Genomic DNA, 15,346 nt, shown 5'->3' with positions numbered 1-15,346 from the left:
TTTCGACGAATCGCAGCCCTGAGCGCAATCTCACCGACGGGAAAGCTCACGCTGCCCCTTACCGCAACTCTCAGGCCAAGGTCACCAGTCCCAGTTCGGCATCGCCGGACAGCAACGGATGGCACGGCAGCACCCGCACGGTGTAGCCCACCGCCCCGGCCACCGGTAGCCGACTGGTCGTGGAGAAGACTTCCGTGCCGTCAGCGTCGGTGTGGGCGTGTGACATCGCCACGGTGACCGGACCGAGCAGGGTGTCAGCGGAATCCACCCGGCCCAGCACCGCCTGCACCACCACCTCGTCGGGCCGCAACCCAGCCAGGCGTACCGAGGCGGTCAACGTCAACTCCGAGCCCAGCCAGGGGGCGTCGGGCAGCCCAGTGCTGTCGACGTCAGTGATCTGGATGTGCGGCCAGGCCGCTTCCGCTCGACGCCGGTAGCCGGCCAACTGACGTGCCGCACCGAAGGGCACCCCGTCGATCGGCTCGCAGGTCCGCTGCAAGGACTGTGCGGCCGGCGCATAACACTGCTGGACGTAGTCGTGCACCATCCGCGACGCCAGCACTTTCGGTCCCAGCGTCTGCAGGGTGTGGTGCACCATCTCCATCCAGCGCGACGGCACGCCGCTCTCGTCGCGCTCGTAGAACTTCGGCACCACCGATGACGCCAGCAGGTCATAGAGCGCCGCGGCTTCCAGATCGTCGCGCCGATTCTCGTCGGCGACGCCGTCCGCGGTGGGAATCGCCCAGCCGTTCTGCCCGTCGAACCACTCGTCCCACCAGCCGTCGCGAATCGACAGGTTCAGCCCGCCGTTGAGCGCGCTCTTCATCCCCGAGGTACCGCAGGCCTCCAACGGGCGCAGCGGATTGTTCAGCCAGACATCGCATCCGGCGTAGAGCCGACGCGCCATCGACATGTCGTAGTCGGGCAGGAACGCGATGCGGTGCCGTACCTCAGGGCGGTCGGCGAACCGCACCACCTGCTGAATCAGCGCCTTTCCGTCCTCGTCGGCCGGATGGGACTTGCCGGCGACGATCAACTGGATGGGGCGCTGCTCATCGAGCAGCAGTTGCTCCAATCGGTCGGGATCACGCAGCATCAGCGTCAGCCGCTTGTAGGTCGGCACCCGCCGGGCGAAGCCAATGGTCAGCACGTCCGGGTCGAATGCCGAAGCGATCCAGCCCAACTCGGCCTCTGAAGAACCGCGTTCCAGCCCGGACTTCAGCAGTCGCAACCGGACCTCGTCGACGAGCAGTGCCCGCAGCTGCGAGCGGATGGACCACAGGGTGACGGGATCGACCTGCTGCAGGCGTTGCCAGGCGGCGGGCTCGCTGAACGAGTCGGGAGCGGCCACGTCGCGACTGAGCTGCAGCCACGGCGGCGCCGCCCAACTCGGCGCGTGCACGCCGTTGGTGATCGACCCGATCGGCACCTCGTCGCCGTCGAACCCGGGCCACAGATCGTTGAACATGACCCGGCTGACCCGACCGTGCAACCGAGAGACGCCATTGGCGCGCTGCGCCAGCCGCAGCCCCATGTGGGCCATGTTGAACATGCCGGGATCGGGTTCCACGCCCAGTTCCATGATCCGCTCGGTGGGCACCCCGGCGACCAGAGCATCACCGCTGTCATCGAAATAGCGGCAGACCATGTCGGCGGGAAACCGATCGATTCCGGCCGGCACCGGGGTGTGGGTGGTGAACACCGTCGCCGAACGGACCACCGCCAGCGCGGTGTCGAAATCCAGACCCTGCTCGGCCATCAGCTCGCGGATGCGTTCGATGCCGAGGAAGCCCGCGTGCCCCTCGTTCATGTGAAAGACCTCGGGCGCGGGCATGTTCTGCAGACGGGTGAATTCGCGGATCGCCCGCACACCGCCGATTCCAGCCAGAATCTCCTGACGGATCCGGTGCTCCTGGTCCCCGCCGTACAGCCGGTCGGTGATCCCGCGCAGCTGGTGTGGGTTCTCACCGATATCGGAATCCAGCAGCAGCAACGGCACACGGCCCACCTGCGCGACCCAGATCCGGGCCCGCAACCGGCCGGCGCCGGGCAGCGCCACGTCGATCAGCACCGGTCGGCTGTCGGTATCGACGAGCAGTCGCAGCGGCAGCCCCTGCGGGTCCAGTGCCGGATAGGTTTCGCGCTGCCAGCCGTCGGCGGTCAGCGCTTGACGGAAATATCCGGACCGGTAGTACAGGCCCACTGCGATCAGCGGCACGCCGAGGTCCGACGCCGACTTGAGGTGATCCCCGGCCAGGATCCCCAGACCGCCCGAGTAGTTGGGCAGAGCTTCGGCGACACCGAATTCCATCGAGAAGTACGCGACCGCCGTCGGCAGCGCCGCCCCGTCCTCCTGCTGGCGCTGGTACCACCTCGGCAGCGTCAGGTATGCCGTGAGATCGGCAGACAGCGCATCGAGCCGGGCGGTGAACTCCGGGTCGGCGGCCAGCTCTTCGAGCCGCGCGGGACTGACCGCTCCCAGCAGCGCAACCGGGTCGCGCGCGCACCCGTCCCACAATTCGGGGTCGATGGCGGCGAAGAGTTCCTGAGTCGGCTGCTCCCATGACCAGCGGAGGTTCATCGACAGCTGCTCGAGTGCTAGCAGCCTCTCGGGAAGGTGGGCGCGAACGGTGAACCGGCGGAGGGCCTTCACGCCTCACCACCTTACCGAAGCGGGCCTGACGAACAGACCTGACGATTCGGTTGCGAACACCTCGCTTGATTCCGGTAGACGTCACTGGACAGCTACCGTGGGCGCATACAGCCCAACGACGAAGGAGTGTGGTGGCTGGCCGAGTCGAGGTCGACGATGTCGAGCCGGTCGTCTCGTGCGGCCGTTACCCGGCCAAGGCGGTGGTCGGTGAGACCGTACCGGTCAAGGCCACCGTCTGGCGTGAAGGCCACGAAGCCGTCGCGGCGACGTTGGTGGTGCGCTACGTGGGGCGCCGCTATCCGCTGCCCGGTGATTCCCCACCGGCCGCCGCGGGCTCAGCACTGCAGCTGCCCATGCACACCGGGTTCGACGCCTACGTCTTCCACGGTGCCTTCACCCCCGACGCCGTCGGCCTGTGGACGTTCCGCGTCGAGGGCTGGGGGGATCCGTTGCAGAGCTGGCGGCACGCGGTGACCGCCAAATTGGACGCCGGCCAAGCCGCGGCCGAACTGTCCAACGACCTGGTGATCGGCGCCGAGTTGTTCGACCGCGCCGCGGCCGGGGTACCGACCGCACTACGTAAACCGGTGCTGGCGGCGGCCGCGGCGTTGCGCGCTTCAGGCGATCCGGTGTCGCGAGCGGCGCCGGCACTGTCCTCCGAGCTCGACGAGCTGCTGACCCGCTACCCGCTGCGTGAGCTGGTCACCGCCGGCGTCGAGCACCAGGTGTGGGTGGATCGGCCGCTGGCACGAGGCGGCGCGTGGTACGAGATGTTCCCCCGCTCGACCGGCGGCTGGGACGCCGAGGGACGTCCCGTGCACGGTACGTTCGCCACGGCAGCCGCGGCACTGCCCCGGATCGCGGCGATGGGCTTCGATGTGGTGTACCTGCCGCCAGTTCACCCCATCGGGCGAGTACACCGCAAGGGCCGCAACAACTCCGCGACCGCCCAACCCGGCGACGTGGGTTCGCCGTGGGCCATCGGCAGCGCCGAGGGCGGCCACGACGCGGTACATCCGGCACTGGGCGACATCGGTGACTTCGACGACTTCGTCGCCGCGGCCCACCGGCTCGACCTGGAGGTTGCCCTGGACCTGGCGCTGCAGTGCGCACCCGATCATCCGTGGGCCACCCAGCACCGGGAATGGTTCACCGAACTGCCCGATGGCACCATCGCCTACGCGGAGAACCCGCCGAAGAAGTACCAGGACATCTACCCGCTGAATTTCGACAACGATCCGGCCGGCCTGTACGCGGAGGTGCTGCGGGTGGTCCGATTCTGGATGGACCACGGGGTGAAGATCTTTCGGGTGGACAACCCGCACACCAAGCCCCCGGACTTCTGGCTGTGGTTGATCGCCGCCGTCAAGAATATCGACCCGGATGTGCTGTTCCTGTCCGAGGCGTTCACCCCGCCGGCGCGCCAGTACGGCCTGGCCAAGCTGGGATTCACCCAGTCCTACTCCTACTTCACCTGGCGGACAACGAAATCCGAGCTCACCGAGTTCGGACGGCAGATCGCCGAACTCGCCGACTTCCGCCGGCCGAACCTGTTCGTCAACACCCCCGACATCCTGCACGCCAGCCTGCAACACGGCGGCCCCGGGATGTTCGCCATCCGCGCAGTTCTGGCGGCGACACTGGGTCCGGCGTGGGGCGTCTACTCCGGATTCGAGTTGTTCGAGGACCGTGCGGTCCATGAAGGCAGCGAGGAGTACCTCGATTCGGAGAAATACGAACTTCGGCCCCGCGACTTCGCCGGCGCCATCGCCGAAGGCCGCTCCCTAGAACCGTTCATCGCGCGGCTCAACGAGATTCGCCGGCTGCACCCGGCGTTCAACCAGCTGCGCACCGTGCACTTCCACCATGTCGACAACGACGCGCTGCTGGCCTACAGCAAGTTCGACCCGGCCACCGGCGACACCGTGCTGGTGGTGGTCACGCTGAACCCGTTCGGCGCCGAGCAGGCGACAATACACCTGGACATGTGGGCGCTGGGAATGCCTGACTACCAACGCTTCTGGGTACGTGATCAGATCAGCGGCGAGGACTACAACTGGGGCCAGGACAACTATGTGCGCTTGGACCCGGCACACGCGGTCGCCCACATCGTCACCATGCCGCCGATCAACGCCGGTGCCCGAACCGAGATGCTGCGCCGCTGATGAGCACCGTGACCCCACACCTGGCACCCCACCCTGCCGACCTGGCTCGGCTACGTGCCGGTGAACACCACGATCCGCACTCCGTCCTGGGCGCTCACGAGTACGGCAAAACCACCGTCATCCGGGCGTTGCGCCCACGCGCTCGGCGCGTGGTGGTGCTCGTCGGTACCGAGCGCTTCACCATGCGCGACCTGGGCTCCGGGTTGTTCGCCGCTGCCCTGCCGTTCACCGACCTCATCGACTACCGCCTGGAGGTGCACTATCCGGAGACGGCCGAGTTCGCCGAACCCACCGGGGTGCACACGGTCGCCGACGGGTATCGATTCGCCCCGACCCTGGGCGATTTCGACCTGTACCTGTTCGCCGAAGGACGCCACGAACGTCTCTGGCAAGTGATGGGGGCTCAGCACCGCAGCTTCACCACTCCCGACGGCGAGGTGTCCGGCGTGTCCTTCGCGGTGTGGGCACCCAACGCCACCGGGGTGAGCCTGATCGGCGACTTCAACGGCTGGACCGGCGACGACGCCCCGCTGCGGTCACTGGGCTCTTCGGGGATCTGGGAACTGTTCTGGCCGGACTTCCCCACCGCCGGCCTCTACAAATTCCGTATCCACGGGGCCGACGGCGCCGTCACCGAGCGCGCCGATCCGTTCGCCTACGCCACCGAGGTGCCACCGCGCACCGCATCGATGGTGACGTTCAGCGACTACACCTGGAACGACGCGGACTGGATGGCCCAGCGCTGCAAGCGCGACCCGGTGAGCGAGCCGATGAGCACCTACGAGGTCCATCTGGGCTCTTGGCGACCCGGGCTCAGCTACCGCCAGTTGGCCGTCGAACTGACCGAATACGTTGTCCAGCAGGGCTTCACCCACGTCGAACTGCTGCCGGTGGCAGAGCACCCGTTCGGTGGGTCTTGGGGATACCAGGTGACGTCGTATTACGCCCCGACCGCGCGCTTCGGCACCCCCGACGACTTTCGGGCACTGGTCGACGCGCTGCACGGGGCCGGCATCGGCGTCATCGTGGACTGGGTGCCGGCGCATTTCCCCAAGGACGACTGGGCGCTGGGCCGATTCGATGGGACCCCGCTCTACGAGCACTCCGATCCGCATCGCGGGGAGCAACTCGACTGGGGCACCTACGTGTTCGACTTCGGCCGCCCGGAGGTACGCAACTTCCTGGTCGCCAACGCGCTGTACTGGCTGACCGAGTTCCACGTGGACGGGCTGCGGGTGGATGCCGTCGCATCGATGCTCTACCTGGACTATTCGCGTCCGCACGGCGGATGGACCCCCAACATCCACGGCGGCCGAGAGAACCTGGAGGCGGTGCAGTTCCTGCAGGAGCTGAACGCGACCACCCACCGGGTCGCGCCGGGCATCGTGACCATCGCCGAGGAGTCCACCTCCTGGCCGGGAGTCACCCGCGACACCAGCCTTGGCGGACTGGGTTTTTCAATGAAGTGGAACATGGGCTGGATGCACGACACCCTGGCCTACCTCGGCCACGATCCGGTGCACCGCAGCTACCACCACCACAACATGACGTTCTCGATGCTCTACGCATTCAGCGAGAACTACGTGCTGCCGGTCAGCCATGACGAGGTGGTGCACGGCAAGGGCACGCTGTGGTCCAGGATGCCCGGCGACGACCACCACAGGGCCGCCGGTCTGCGCGCCCTGCTGGCCTACCAGTGGGCGCATCCCGGCAAGCAATTGCTGTTCATGGGCCAGGAGTTCGGCCAGCGCGCCGAGTGGTGCAACGAGCGCGGCGTCGACTGGTTTCAGCTCGACCCCCGGATCGAGCCCGACGGCTACTCCCCCGGCATTCTGCGGCTGGTCAGTGACCTCAACGCCCATTACCGCGCCCTGCCCGCCCTGTGGACCCAGGATGCCGACCCGCGGGGCTACTCCTGGATCGACGCCAACGACTCGGCCAACAACGTGCTGAGCTTCCTGCGCTACGGCACCGACGGTTCGGTGCTGGCCTGCGTATTCAACTTCGCCGGGGTCACCCACGCCGATTACCACCTGGGGTTGCCCCGGGCGGGCCGCTGGCGTGAGGTGCTCAACACCGATGCGGTCGGCTACCGCGGCTGGGGCGAGGGCAACTTAGGCGGCGTCGAGGCCACCGATGAACCGTGGCACGGCCGGCCGGCCTCGGCGGTGCTGGTGTTACCCGCCTTGTCGGCGGTGTGGCTGGCACCCGAGTAGCGCCGAGCGGGCCATAACGCGGGCTCAGTAGAGCGCGTTGGCCAGATTGCGCCGTCCGGCGACGACCTCCCGATCGGCGGGGTCGAACAGCTCGAACAGTTCCACCAGCCGGGTCCGCACCGCGGCCCGCTCGTCACCGGCGGTCCGTCGCACCAGCGCGATCAGCCGGTCGAACGCCGCGGTGACGTCCTGGTTGAGGATCTGCACGTCCGCGGCTGCGAAGGCGGCCTCGATGTTGCCCGGGTCGGCGTCGGCCTGCGCCGGCGCATCGGGTTGCCGCCCGGTCGCGCGCTCCAGGAAGGTGAGCTGGCGCAGCGCCCCCTTGGCCTCGACGTGGTTGGGGTCGGTGTCCAGCAACGCCTGGTAAGAGGCTCGCGCCGCTTGGAAGTCACCGGCATCGAGGTGGTCGCGGGCCTGCGCCAGCACCGGGTCCACCTGCTCGGGCTGCTCAGCGTCGCCGCCGCCGGCGAGCTTGCCCGCGGTGGCCGACACCAGCGAGTCCACCCAGCGGCGCAACTGGTCCGGCGGCTGGGACCCCTGAAAACTGGTGATCGGTTGTCCGGCGGCCAGCGCCACCACGGTCGGCACCGCGTCCACCCCGAACACCTGCGCCACCCGCGGGGCCACGTCGACATTGACGGTTGCCAGCGCCCACTTGGGTGCGCCGTCGGCGTTGTCATCTTGGGCCAGCGCCGCCAGGGTGTCGGCCAGCTGAATGCAGGCTTCGCTGCGCGGTGACCACAGCAGCACCACCACCGGCACTTGATTGGACCGGACCAGCACCTCGTCTTCGAAGTTGGCCTCGGTGATCTCGGTGGCACCAGGGGGAGCCGGGGCCTTCGCGGCGGTGGCGCCGGATTGAGCCGGCTTCTTCAGGCCGGACAAATCCACTGCTCCGGCCAACGCCGGGCCGATCGGGGGTCGAGGACGAGTCACGCCGTCAAGTCTGTCACGTCGTCCCCGCTGCGCCGCCGACGGCCGCTTTCGCCCACAACCACCGCGCTATGACCAAGATCACACCCGGGTGTCGCGGCGCCGAAACAGCCCGCGCCAGCAACCTACGCAACCGTAGGGAAGCCGTTACCCCGCGCGCAGGATCAGCGCGTCGCCCTGGCCGCCGGCACCGCACAGCGCGGCCACCGCATAGCCCGAACCGCGCCGCTTGAGCTCCAGGGCGGCGTGCAAGGTGATCCGCGCCCCGGACATCCCGATCGGGTGCCCCACCGCGATCGCGCCGCCGTGCACATTGACGACGTCGCCGTTCAGCCCCAGCTCCCGGGTCGAAGCCAGCGACACCGCGGCAAAGGCCTCGTTGATCTCCACCACGTCGAGTTGGTCGACCGAGATCCCCTCGCGCTCGACCGCCTTCTTGATGGCGTTGGCCGGCTGGGACTGCAGGGTCGAATCCGGCCCGGCCACCACGCCGTGGGCGCCGATCTCACACAGCCAGTCCAGACCCAACTCTTGCGCCTTCGCCTTGCTCATCACGACCACCGCGGCGGCGCCGTCGGAGATCTGCGACGACGAGCCCGCGGTGATGGTGCCGTCCTTGCGGAACGCCGGCTTGAGCCCGGACAGCGACTCGGCGGTGGTGTTGGCCCGGATGCCCTCGTCCTCGGTGAACTCCAGCGGATCCCCTTTACGCTGCGGGATCTTCACCGGCACCACCTCGTCGGCGAAAACGCCGTCCTTCCAGGCAGCCGCGGCCCTGCGGTGCGACTCGGCCGCAAACTCGTCCTGCTCAGCGCGCGTGAACTTGTCCTCGTCGTTGCGCTGCTCGGTGAGCGCACCCATCGGCTGGTCGGTGAAAACGTCGTGCAGGCCGTCGTAGGCGAGGTGGTCGCGCACCGTCACATCGCCGTACTTGTAGCCCGACCGGCTGTCCAGCAGCAGGTGCGGTGCCTTGCTCATGGACTCCTGGCCGCCGGCCACCACCACATCGAACTCGCCGGCGCGAATGAGCTGGTCAGCCATGGCGATGGCGTTGATTCCCGACAGACACATCTTGTTGATGGTCAGTGTCGGCACATCCCAGCCGATGCCCGCGCCCACCGCCGCCTGCCGAGCCGGCATCTGGCCGGCCCCCGCGGTCAGCACCTGGCCCATGATCACGTACTGCACCAGCGATGCCGGTACCTGCGCCTTCTCCAGCGCCCCCGCAATGGCCACAGCACCCAGGTCGCTGCCGGAGAAATCCTTCAGCGAACCCATCAACCGGCCGATCGGGGTCCGAGCCCCAGCAACGATCACCGATGTCGTCATGACTACCTCCCGGGCGGGTCTGAAAGGCCGATCTTTCCGGTCGGCGCAGCACGATGTTTCCGCCCAGGTTACCGTTACGTTATGACCACCGAATCCGTCGCTGAACCTTGTGAGGTACGCCCCGCCCTGGCCTCGGCCTTGGTGACGGCGGTCGACCACGTCGGTATCGCGGTCCCGGACCTGGAAGTGGCCAAGAAGTGGTACCACGACAAGCTCGGGATGATCGTGCTGCACGAGGAGACCAACGAGGAGCAGGGCATCGTCGAGGCGATGCTTGCGGTGCGCGGCGCCCCCGTCGGCAGCGCACAGATTCAGCTGATGGCCCCGATCGACGAGTCCTCGACGATCGCGAAGTTCCTGGACAAGCGCGGCCCCGGTCTGCAGCAGCTGGCCTACCGGACCAGTGATATCGACGCGCTCTCCGAGCGGCTGCGTGAGCAGGGTGTCCGGCTTCTCTATGAGGCACCGCGGCGTGGCACGTCGAACTCGCGGATCAATTTCATCCACCCCAAGGACGCCGGCGGCGTGCTGGTCGAGCTGGTCGAGCCGGCCGCGAACGCCGAAGCGCACTGAGCGACTAGGACCACTTCCGGGTCGGACTCCGGTTGCTGCGGTTCGCCCAACACGGCGTGTGCCAGTGCCGCCGATCCTCGTCCGCCGAACCGCCGTGCCCGGCCGGCCACACCACCACATGGGCGATTCCGCAACGGATTTCGTGGTCGCAACCCGGGCAACGGTAGACCTTGAGGGCGCGCGAGCCCGCAATCGGCACGACGATGTAGTCGTAGCCGTCGGGGCCGGTCTCCACGCGTTGGTGCAGCGGCAACGGCCCTAACGGCCCTTGCCGACGCGAGGAACTGCGACGACGAGCCATACCGACCAGCCTAATGACCCAGCATCAGGCCAGTTTGGACAGTGCGGCCGCCGCGTCGTAGCCGGTGAAGCCGTCCAGCTCGCCGTCGCGGAGGCGATTCACCCAGTTCGGGTCGGCCAGCAGCGCGCGCCCGATCGCGACAATGTCGAATTCGCCGGCCTCGAACTGCTCCACCACCCGGTCGATGGGAGCCGGCGCAATCACCTGCCCCCGCTTCTCGCTGCGGAACTGCGTTTCCAATCCGACCGATCCCACCGCGATGACCGGCATTCCGGTGACCTTTTTGGTCCACCCGGCTAGGCTCAAATCACTGTCATGTTCCGGGAATCCGGGCCCGTAGTACCTGCGCGTCGACGGATGCAGTGCGTCCACGCCCGCCTCGACCAGCGGCGCCAGCAGTTCCTGAAGCTGCGACGGATCATCGGCGATGGTCGCCGCGTAGTCCACGCCCTTCCATTGCGAGAAACGGAAGAGGATCGGATAGTCCGGGCCGACCGCCGCACGGACGGCCGCGACCACTTCAGCTGGGAACCGGGTGCGCGCTGCCAGTGATCCGCCGTAGCCGTCGGTGCGCAAGTTGGTGCGCTCCCAGAAGAATTCGTCCAACAGGTAGCCGTGGGCGCCGTGGATCTCGACCGCATCGAAGCCGATGTCGCGGGCGGTGGCGGCACTGTCGGCGTACTGCTGGGCGATCTCTGCGAGCTCGTCGGAGTGCAACGCGCGGCCACGCGGCTCACCGTGGCCGTCGACGCCCGACGGGCCGACGGGCTGGACCCCGTCGTCGTCGCGGCGCTCAACCCCCTGATGCCATAGCTGGGCGGCGATCGTGGACCCCTCGGCATGGACGCTGTCGACCACGCGAGTCCACCCGGCGAGCACCTCATCGCCGGCGATCGTCGGCACGCTGGCCGGGAATCCCGCGGCCGGGTCGGGCAGCCGGATGCCCTCGGTGATGATCAGTCCGACGCCGCCCGCCGCCCGACGCCGGTAATACTGCGCCACGTCTTCGCCAGGAATACCGTTCGGCGAGGCCTGACGAGTCATCGGCGCCATGGCGAACCGATTGGGCACGGTCAGCGAGCGCAGTGTCAGGGGCTGGAAAAGGCCCTGGAATCGGGGGGTGACTGCCATGACGGGCTGCAACGCCACGCCGTCTGCTTGTATTCCGGCGGGCAGATCAGAACAGCCGGTATTCGTCGCTGGTCATACCGCGCATCGCGTCATAATCCAGTGTCAGGCAACGAATGCCGCGGTCGGTGGCCAGGGTGCGGGCCTGGGGCTTGATCTGCTGGGCGGCGAATACTCCGCTGACCGGCGCCAGCAGGCTGTCGCGGTTGAGCAGTTCCAGATAACGCGTGAGCTGTTCCACACCGTCGATCTCCCCGCGCCGTTTGATCTCCACGGCGACCGCTCGGCCGTGTTCGTCGCGGCACAAGAGGTCCACCGGGCCGATGGCGGTCATGTACTCCCGCCGCACCAGTGAGTAGCCCTCGCCGAGCAGCTCGACGTGCTCGGCGAGCAGCGCCTGCAGTTGCGCCTCGACGCCGTCTTTCACCAGACCGGGGTCAACACCGAGCTCGTGGCTGGAGTCGTGCTCGATGTCCTCGATGGTGATACGGAGCTGATCGCCGCTCTTGTTCGCCACCACCCACACCGGCAGCTCACCACCGACCTCCTCAGTGAGCCGACACGGTGGACTCATCCAGTTCAGTGGTTTGTAGGCACGGTCGTCGGCATGCACGCTGACCGAGCCGTCGGCCTTCAACAGCAGCAGTCGCCGGGCAGAGGGCAGGTGCGCGGTGAGCCTGCCGACGTAGTCGACGGTGCACTGGGCGATCACTAGTCGCATCCGATCCACCTTAAGGGCAGCGCTGAGCAATTATTCTTACGCCACGATGAAGCCGCCGAAGACAACCGCACAACGCCTGGGCCGAGCGCTGGAGATGCTCACCCGTCAGAGCGGTCGCCTGCCCGAGACACCGGAATACGGCTCCTGGCTGCTGGGCCAGGTGTCCGAAAGCCAGTACCTAAGGCGGATTCGCATCCAGTTCATCCTGACCGTCGTCATGGTGGGCACGAATCTGCTGGGCGTCGCCGTGGACGTGCTGCTGGTGACGGTGGCGTTCCCGGTTCCCAGCGTGTTCCACGACGCCCCGGCGTGGCTCACATTCGGGCTGGTGCCGGCCTACGTGGTGGCCGCGCTGATCGGCGGGACCTACGTGATCACCCGGCACACCATCAAGAAATTGCGTTGGGCCATCAAGGAACAGCGGCCGACGCCCGAGGACGAACGCAACGCCTTCCTGACCCCTTGGCGGGTGGCGCAGGTCGTGCTGGCGCTATGGGGCGTCGCGACGGTGATGTTCACCGTGCTCTACGGATTGGCCGACAGGATCTTCATCCCGATCATCGGGTTCACCATGAGCGTCTGCGGCATCCTGGTGGCCACCGCCTGCTACCTGTTCACCGAGTTCGCCTTGCGGCCGGTGGCCGCCCAGGCGCTCGCCGCCGGCCCACCTCCGCGGCGGATCCTGTCCGGGATCATGGGCCGGACGATGCTGGTCTGGTTTCTCACCTCAGGTGTGCCGATCATGGGTATCGCGCTAGCGGCCTTTTTCGCTGTGGTGCTCAAGAATCTGACGTTGACCCAGTTCGGGGTCGCCGTTCTGACCGCCTCGGTGACGACGCTGATCTTCGGCTTCCTGCTGATGTTGATTCTGTCCTGGCTCACCGCGACCCCGGTCCGGGTGGTGCGCGCCGCTCTGAAGCGCGTCGAGCAGGGCAATCTGCAAGGTGACCTCGTGGTGTTCGACGGAACCGAACTCGGCGAGCTCCAGAGCGGTTTCAACGCGATGGTGCACGGCCTGCGCGAGCGCGAGCGGGTGCGCGATCTGTTCGGCCGCCACGTCGGGCGCGAGGTGGCGGCCGCCGCGGAACGCGATCAAATCCAGCTTGGCGGCGAAGAGCGCCACGTCGCAGTGATTTTCGTCGACATCGTCGGCTCGACACAGATCGTGACAGCCAAGCCCGCGACCGAAGTCGTCAGTCTGTTGAACCGATTCTTTGCCGTTGTCGTCGATGAGGTCGACCGCCACCAGGGCCTGATCAACAAGTTCGAGGGCGACGCCACGCTGGCGATCTTCGGCGCCCCCAACCACCTCGACCAGCCCGAGGATGAGGCCCTGGCCGCGGCCCGGGGCATCCTGTACCGCCTGGCCGAGGAAGTGCCCGAGATCCGCGCCGGTATCGGCGTGGCCGCGGGACAGGTGGTTGCTGGAAACGTCGGCGCCAAGGAGCGGTTCGAGTACACCGTGATCGGCGAGCCGGTCAACGAGGCCGCCCGGTTGTGTGAATTGGCCAAAACCCAACGCGTGCAGCTATTGACCACCGCGAGAACCATGTACGCGGCCAGCGTCAGCGAGCAGGCCCACTGGGTCGTGGGTGAGTCGATCGTGTTGCGCGGCTACGAGCAGCCCACCGTGCTCGCCAGCCCGCTATAGCTCCGGCTACTCCGCCCACGTCTCGGTTGCCGCCAGCGCATCCTCGACCGTGGCGAACACCAGCCCGGCATGGCCCGCCGGATCGGGCGTCACCGATCCGTTGGGATCGACGAGCAGACCCTGCTTGTCCAGTGCCCGCAACTCCTCGGAGAGCCCCGCAAGCAGGCCTCGCGCCGGCTCGCTGATCGTGTGCAGCCGCGAGACGTCGAGGATGGCGGTGTCGAACTCCCCACATTCGCGGGTCGCGGTGCGAGCCACCTGTTCGGCTCCGGCGAACAGAAGATCACCGTGCACCTCGTAGACCCGAATGCCCGGACGTGGGGTGTACACCCCACGGATCGCCGAATGCGCTTCACTGCTCACCGTCAGGAAGTGCAGGCCGAGCTGTTGGGACAGGCTGCGGCACACCAGCATCCCGCGCACGCTGTTGCCCCTGACGTCGATCCGCGGGGAATAGACGCCGATACCGAGCTGTCCGGGCAGCACCGCCACGATGCCGCCGGCCACACCGCTCTTGGCCGGCATCCCGACCGCACTGACCCACGCACCGGCGGCGTCGTACATGCCGCAGGTCACCATCACCGACAGGGTTCGCCGTACCACCGCGGCATCGGTCACCTGCCGCCCGGTCAGGGGGTTGAGGCCGCCGCGGGCCAGCGTCGCGGCCATCCGAGCCAGGTCGGTGCTGGTGACCTTCAGCGAACACTGGCGGATATAGAGATCCAGGGCATCGTCGGGGTCGGCGCCCAGGGCGCCGAAACTCTCCAGCAGATACGCGATCCCACGATTACGACTGCCGCTGGCTCGTTCGGACTGGTACACGCCGTCGTCAAACTCCAGGCTGCGTCCGGCGCAGGCGCTGAAGAAATCCCGGACGAGATCGAACCGGTCTTCAATGGTCTTCCCGGGTATCAGGGAGCAGGCCACGATCGCCCCAGCATTGATCATCGGGTTCTTCGGCACATTGGTGACCTGGTCCACGCTGATCTTGTTGAAGCCCTCACCGGAGGGCTCCACGCCGATCCGCGCGTCGACCTCCGTCTGCCCCAGCTGATCGAGTGCAAGCGCGTAGGTGAACGGCTTGGATATCGACTGCATCGTGAACGGCACCTCGGCATCGCCGCATTCATAGACGTAGCCGTCCGACGACGACAGCGCCAGGCCGTACTTCGTCGGGTCGACCTGGGCGAGCTCGGGGATATAGCTGGCCAGGGCACCATGGTTGGCGCCGGCATGCTCGGCGAGGATCCCGTCCAAGTACTGCTGCACCAGCGCCGCCACGAACCGATGCTAGCCCCCGCCACGGCGCACGGCCCGGCACTGCGCTGTCGTTTTTCCGCTAGTGTCGCCGGCCGCATCGTGCCATCGTTGAAGGCGTGCACGACGACTTCGACCGCTGCTATCGCGCCGTGCAGTCCAAGGACGCCCGCTTCGACGGCTGGTTCATCACCGCGGTGCGCACGACAGGCATCTATTGCCGGCCCAGTTGCCCGGCGCGTACGCCGCTGCCACCGAACGTGGAGTTCTACCCCACCGCCGCCGCAGCGCAGCGAGCCGGCTTCCGCGCCTGCAAGCGTTGCCGCCCAGACGCCGCGCCGGGTTCTCCGGAATGGAACATCCGGGGCGACATCGTGGGCCGGGCTATGCGCATGATCGCCGACGGCACGGTCGATAGG

Annotated in this window: 12 protein-coding genes; 5 read left to right on the top strand and 7 right to left on the bottom strand. The window is 67.5% G+C overall.

Annotated elements, in window-relative coordinates; genetic code table 11:
* Nucleotides 1-70 precede the first annotated feature (70 nt).
* The gene (glgP, locus tag EJK91_RS14420; RefSeq protein ID WP_024443467.1) at nt 71-2,653 is read right to left on the bottom strand and encodes an alpha-glucan family phosphorylase; all 2,583 of its coding nucleotides are present in this window, start codon (nt 2,651-2,653) and stop codon (nt 71-73) included.
* 131 nt (nt 2,654-2,784) lie between these two features.
* Between glgP and EJK91_RS14415 the strand changes: the two genes are divergently transcribed.
* Complete coding sequence (locus EJK91_RS14415) at nt 2,785-4,818, top strand: maltotransferase domain-containing protein (protein ID WP_125079266.1); 2,034 nt, start codon at nt 2,785-2,787, stop codon at nt 4,816-4,818.
* Nucleotides 4,818-7,034 carry a 1,4-alpha-glucan branching protein GlgB gene (glgB, locus tag EJK91_RS14410; protein WP_024443465.1) on the top strand — a complete coding sequence of 739 codons (2,217 nt, stop codon included), beginning with the start codon at nt 4,818-4,820 and terminating at the stop codon, nt 7,032-7,034. Before EJK91_RS14415 ends, glgB begins: the two co-directional genes overlap by 1 nt.
* Before the next feature lie 24 nt (nt 7,035-7,058).
* On the opposite strand, the gene EJK91_RS14405 is transcribed toward glgB, so the two are convergent.
* Both EJK91_RS14405 and EJK91_RS14400 read right to left on the bottom strand, forming a co-directional pair.
* Entirely contained in the window at nt 7,059-7,970 is a 912-nt protein-coding gene (locus tag EJK91_RS14405) for a tetratricopeptide repeat protein (RefSeq protein WP_125079265.1), read from the bottom strand.
* Between the two features lie 144 nt (nt 7,971-8,114).
* Nucleotides 8,115-9,296, bottom strand: a complete 1,182-nt coding sequence (locus EJK91_RS14400) for an acetyl-CoA C-acetyltransferase (RefSeq protein WP_024443463.1) — start codon at nt 9,294-9,296, stop codon at nt 8,115-8,117.
* Nucleotides 9,297-9,377: 81 nt separating this feature from the next.
* Here EJK91_RS14400 and mce point away from each other — a divergent pair, with 81 nt between their 5' ends.
* Nucleotides 9,378-9,869: a methylmalonyl-CoA epimerase gene (gene mce / locus EJK91_RS14395; protein ID WP_024443462.1), complete on the top strand. Its 492-nt coding sequence runs from the start codon at nt 9,378-9,380 to the stop codon at nt 9,867-9,869.
* 4 nt (nt 9,870-9,873) lie between these two features.
* Here mce and EJK91_RS14390 read toward each other — a convergent pair whose 3' ends face one another.
* From EJK91_RS14390 to nucS, 3 genes are read right to left on the bottom strand one after another with little or no spacing between them, the layout of a single operon-like run.
* Nucleotides 9,874-10,170 (bottom strand): hypothetical protein, encoded by a 297-nt coding sequence (locus tag EJK91_RS14390; RefSeq protein WP_046300337.1) that lies wholly within the window; start codon nt 10,168-10,170, stop codon nt 9,874-9,876.
* Nucleotides 10,171-10,194: 24 nt separating this feature from the next.
* Complete coding sequence (locus EJK91_RS14385; RefSeq protein WP_125079264.1) at nt 10,195-11,301, bottom strand: NADH:flavin oxidoreductase; 1,107 nt, start codon at nt 11,299-11,301, stop codon at nt 10,195-10,197.
* Nucleotides 11,302-11,347: 46 nt separating this feature from the next.
* On the bottom strand, nt 11,348-12,019 hold the full coding sequence (gene nucS / locus EJK91_RS14380; protein ID WP_024443459.1) for an endonuclease NucS: 672 nt from the start codon (nt 12,017-12,019) through the stop codon (nt 11,348-11,350).
* 46 nt (nt 12,020-12,065) lie between these two features.
* Here nucS and EJK91_RS14375 point away from each other — a divergent pair, with 46 nt between their 5' ends.
* Nucleotides 12,066-13,670 carry an adenylate/guanylate cyclase domain-containing protein gene (locus EJK91_RS14375; protein ID WP_046300338.1) on the top strand — a complete coding sequence of 535 codons (1,605 nt, stop codon included), beginning with the start codon at nt 12,066-12,068 and terminating at the stop codon, nt 13,668-13,670.
* 6 nt (nt 13,671-13,676) lie between these two features.
* Here EJK91_RS14375 and glsA read toward each other — a convergent pair whose 3' ends face one another.
* Nucleotides 13,677-14,951: a glutaminase A gene (gene glsA, locus EJK91_RS14370; RefSeq protein ID WP_046300339.1), complete on the bottom strand. Its 1,275-nt coding sequence runs from the start codon at nt 14,949-14,951 to the stop codon at nt 13,677-13,679.
* A gap of 95 nt (nt 14,952-15,046) precedes the next feature.
* On the opposite strand from glsA, the gene EJK91_RS14365 reads away from it, so the two are divergent.
* The coding region (locus EJK91_RS14365) for a methylphosphotriester-DNA--protein-cysteine methyltransferase family protein (RefSeq protein ID WP_164517972.1) at nt 15,047-15,346 on the top strand (300 nt) is incomplete at its 3' end.

The sequence above is a fragment of the Mycobacterium sp. P7213 genome, from assembly GCF_900604305.1.
Classification (GTDB): Bacteria; Actinomycetota; Actinomycetes; order Mycobacteriales; family Mycobacteriaceae; genus Mycobacterium.
This window is presented reverse-complemented; position numbering and strand designations above follow the sequence as displayed.

Coding starts and splice junctions, on each gene's coding strand:
- EJK91_RS14400 (WP_024443463.1), bottom strand. CDS start 9,296: ATGACGACATCGGTGATCGTTGCTGGGGCTCGGACCCCGATCGGCCGG.
- glgB (WP_024443465.1), top strand. CDS start 4,818: ATGAGCACCGTGACCCCACACCTGGCACCCCACCCTGCCGACCTGGCT.
- mce (WP_024443462.1), top strand. CDS start 9,378: ATGACCACCGAATCCGTCGCTGAACCTTGTGAGGTACGCCCCGCCCTG.
- nucS (WP_024443459.1), bottom strand. CDS start 12,019: ATGCGACTAGTGATCGCCCAGTGCACCGTCGACTACGTCGGCAGGCTC.
- EJK91_RS14375 (WP_046300338.1), top strand. CDS start 12,066: ATGAAGCCGCCGAAGACAACCGCACAACGCCTGGGCCGAGCGCTGGAG.
- EJK91_RS14390 (WP_046300337.1), bottom strand. CDS start 10,170: ATGGCTCGTCGTCGCAGTTCCTCGCGTCGGCAAGGGCCGTTAGGGCCG.
- EJK91_RS14385 (WP_125079264.1), bottom strand. CDS start 11,301: ATGGCAGTCACCCCCCGATTCCAGGGCCTTTTCCAGCCCCTGACACTG.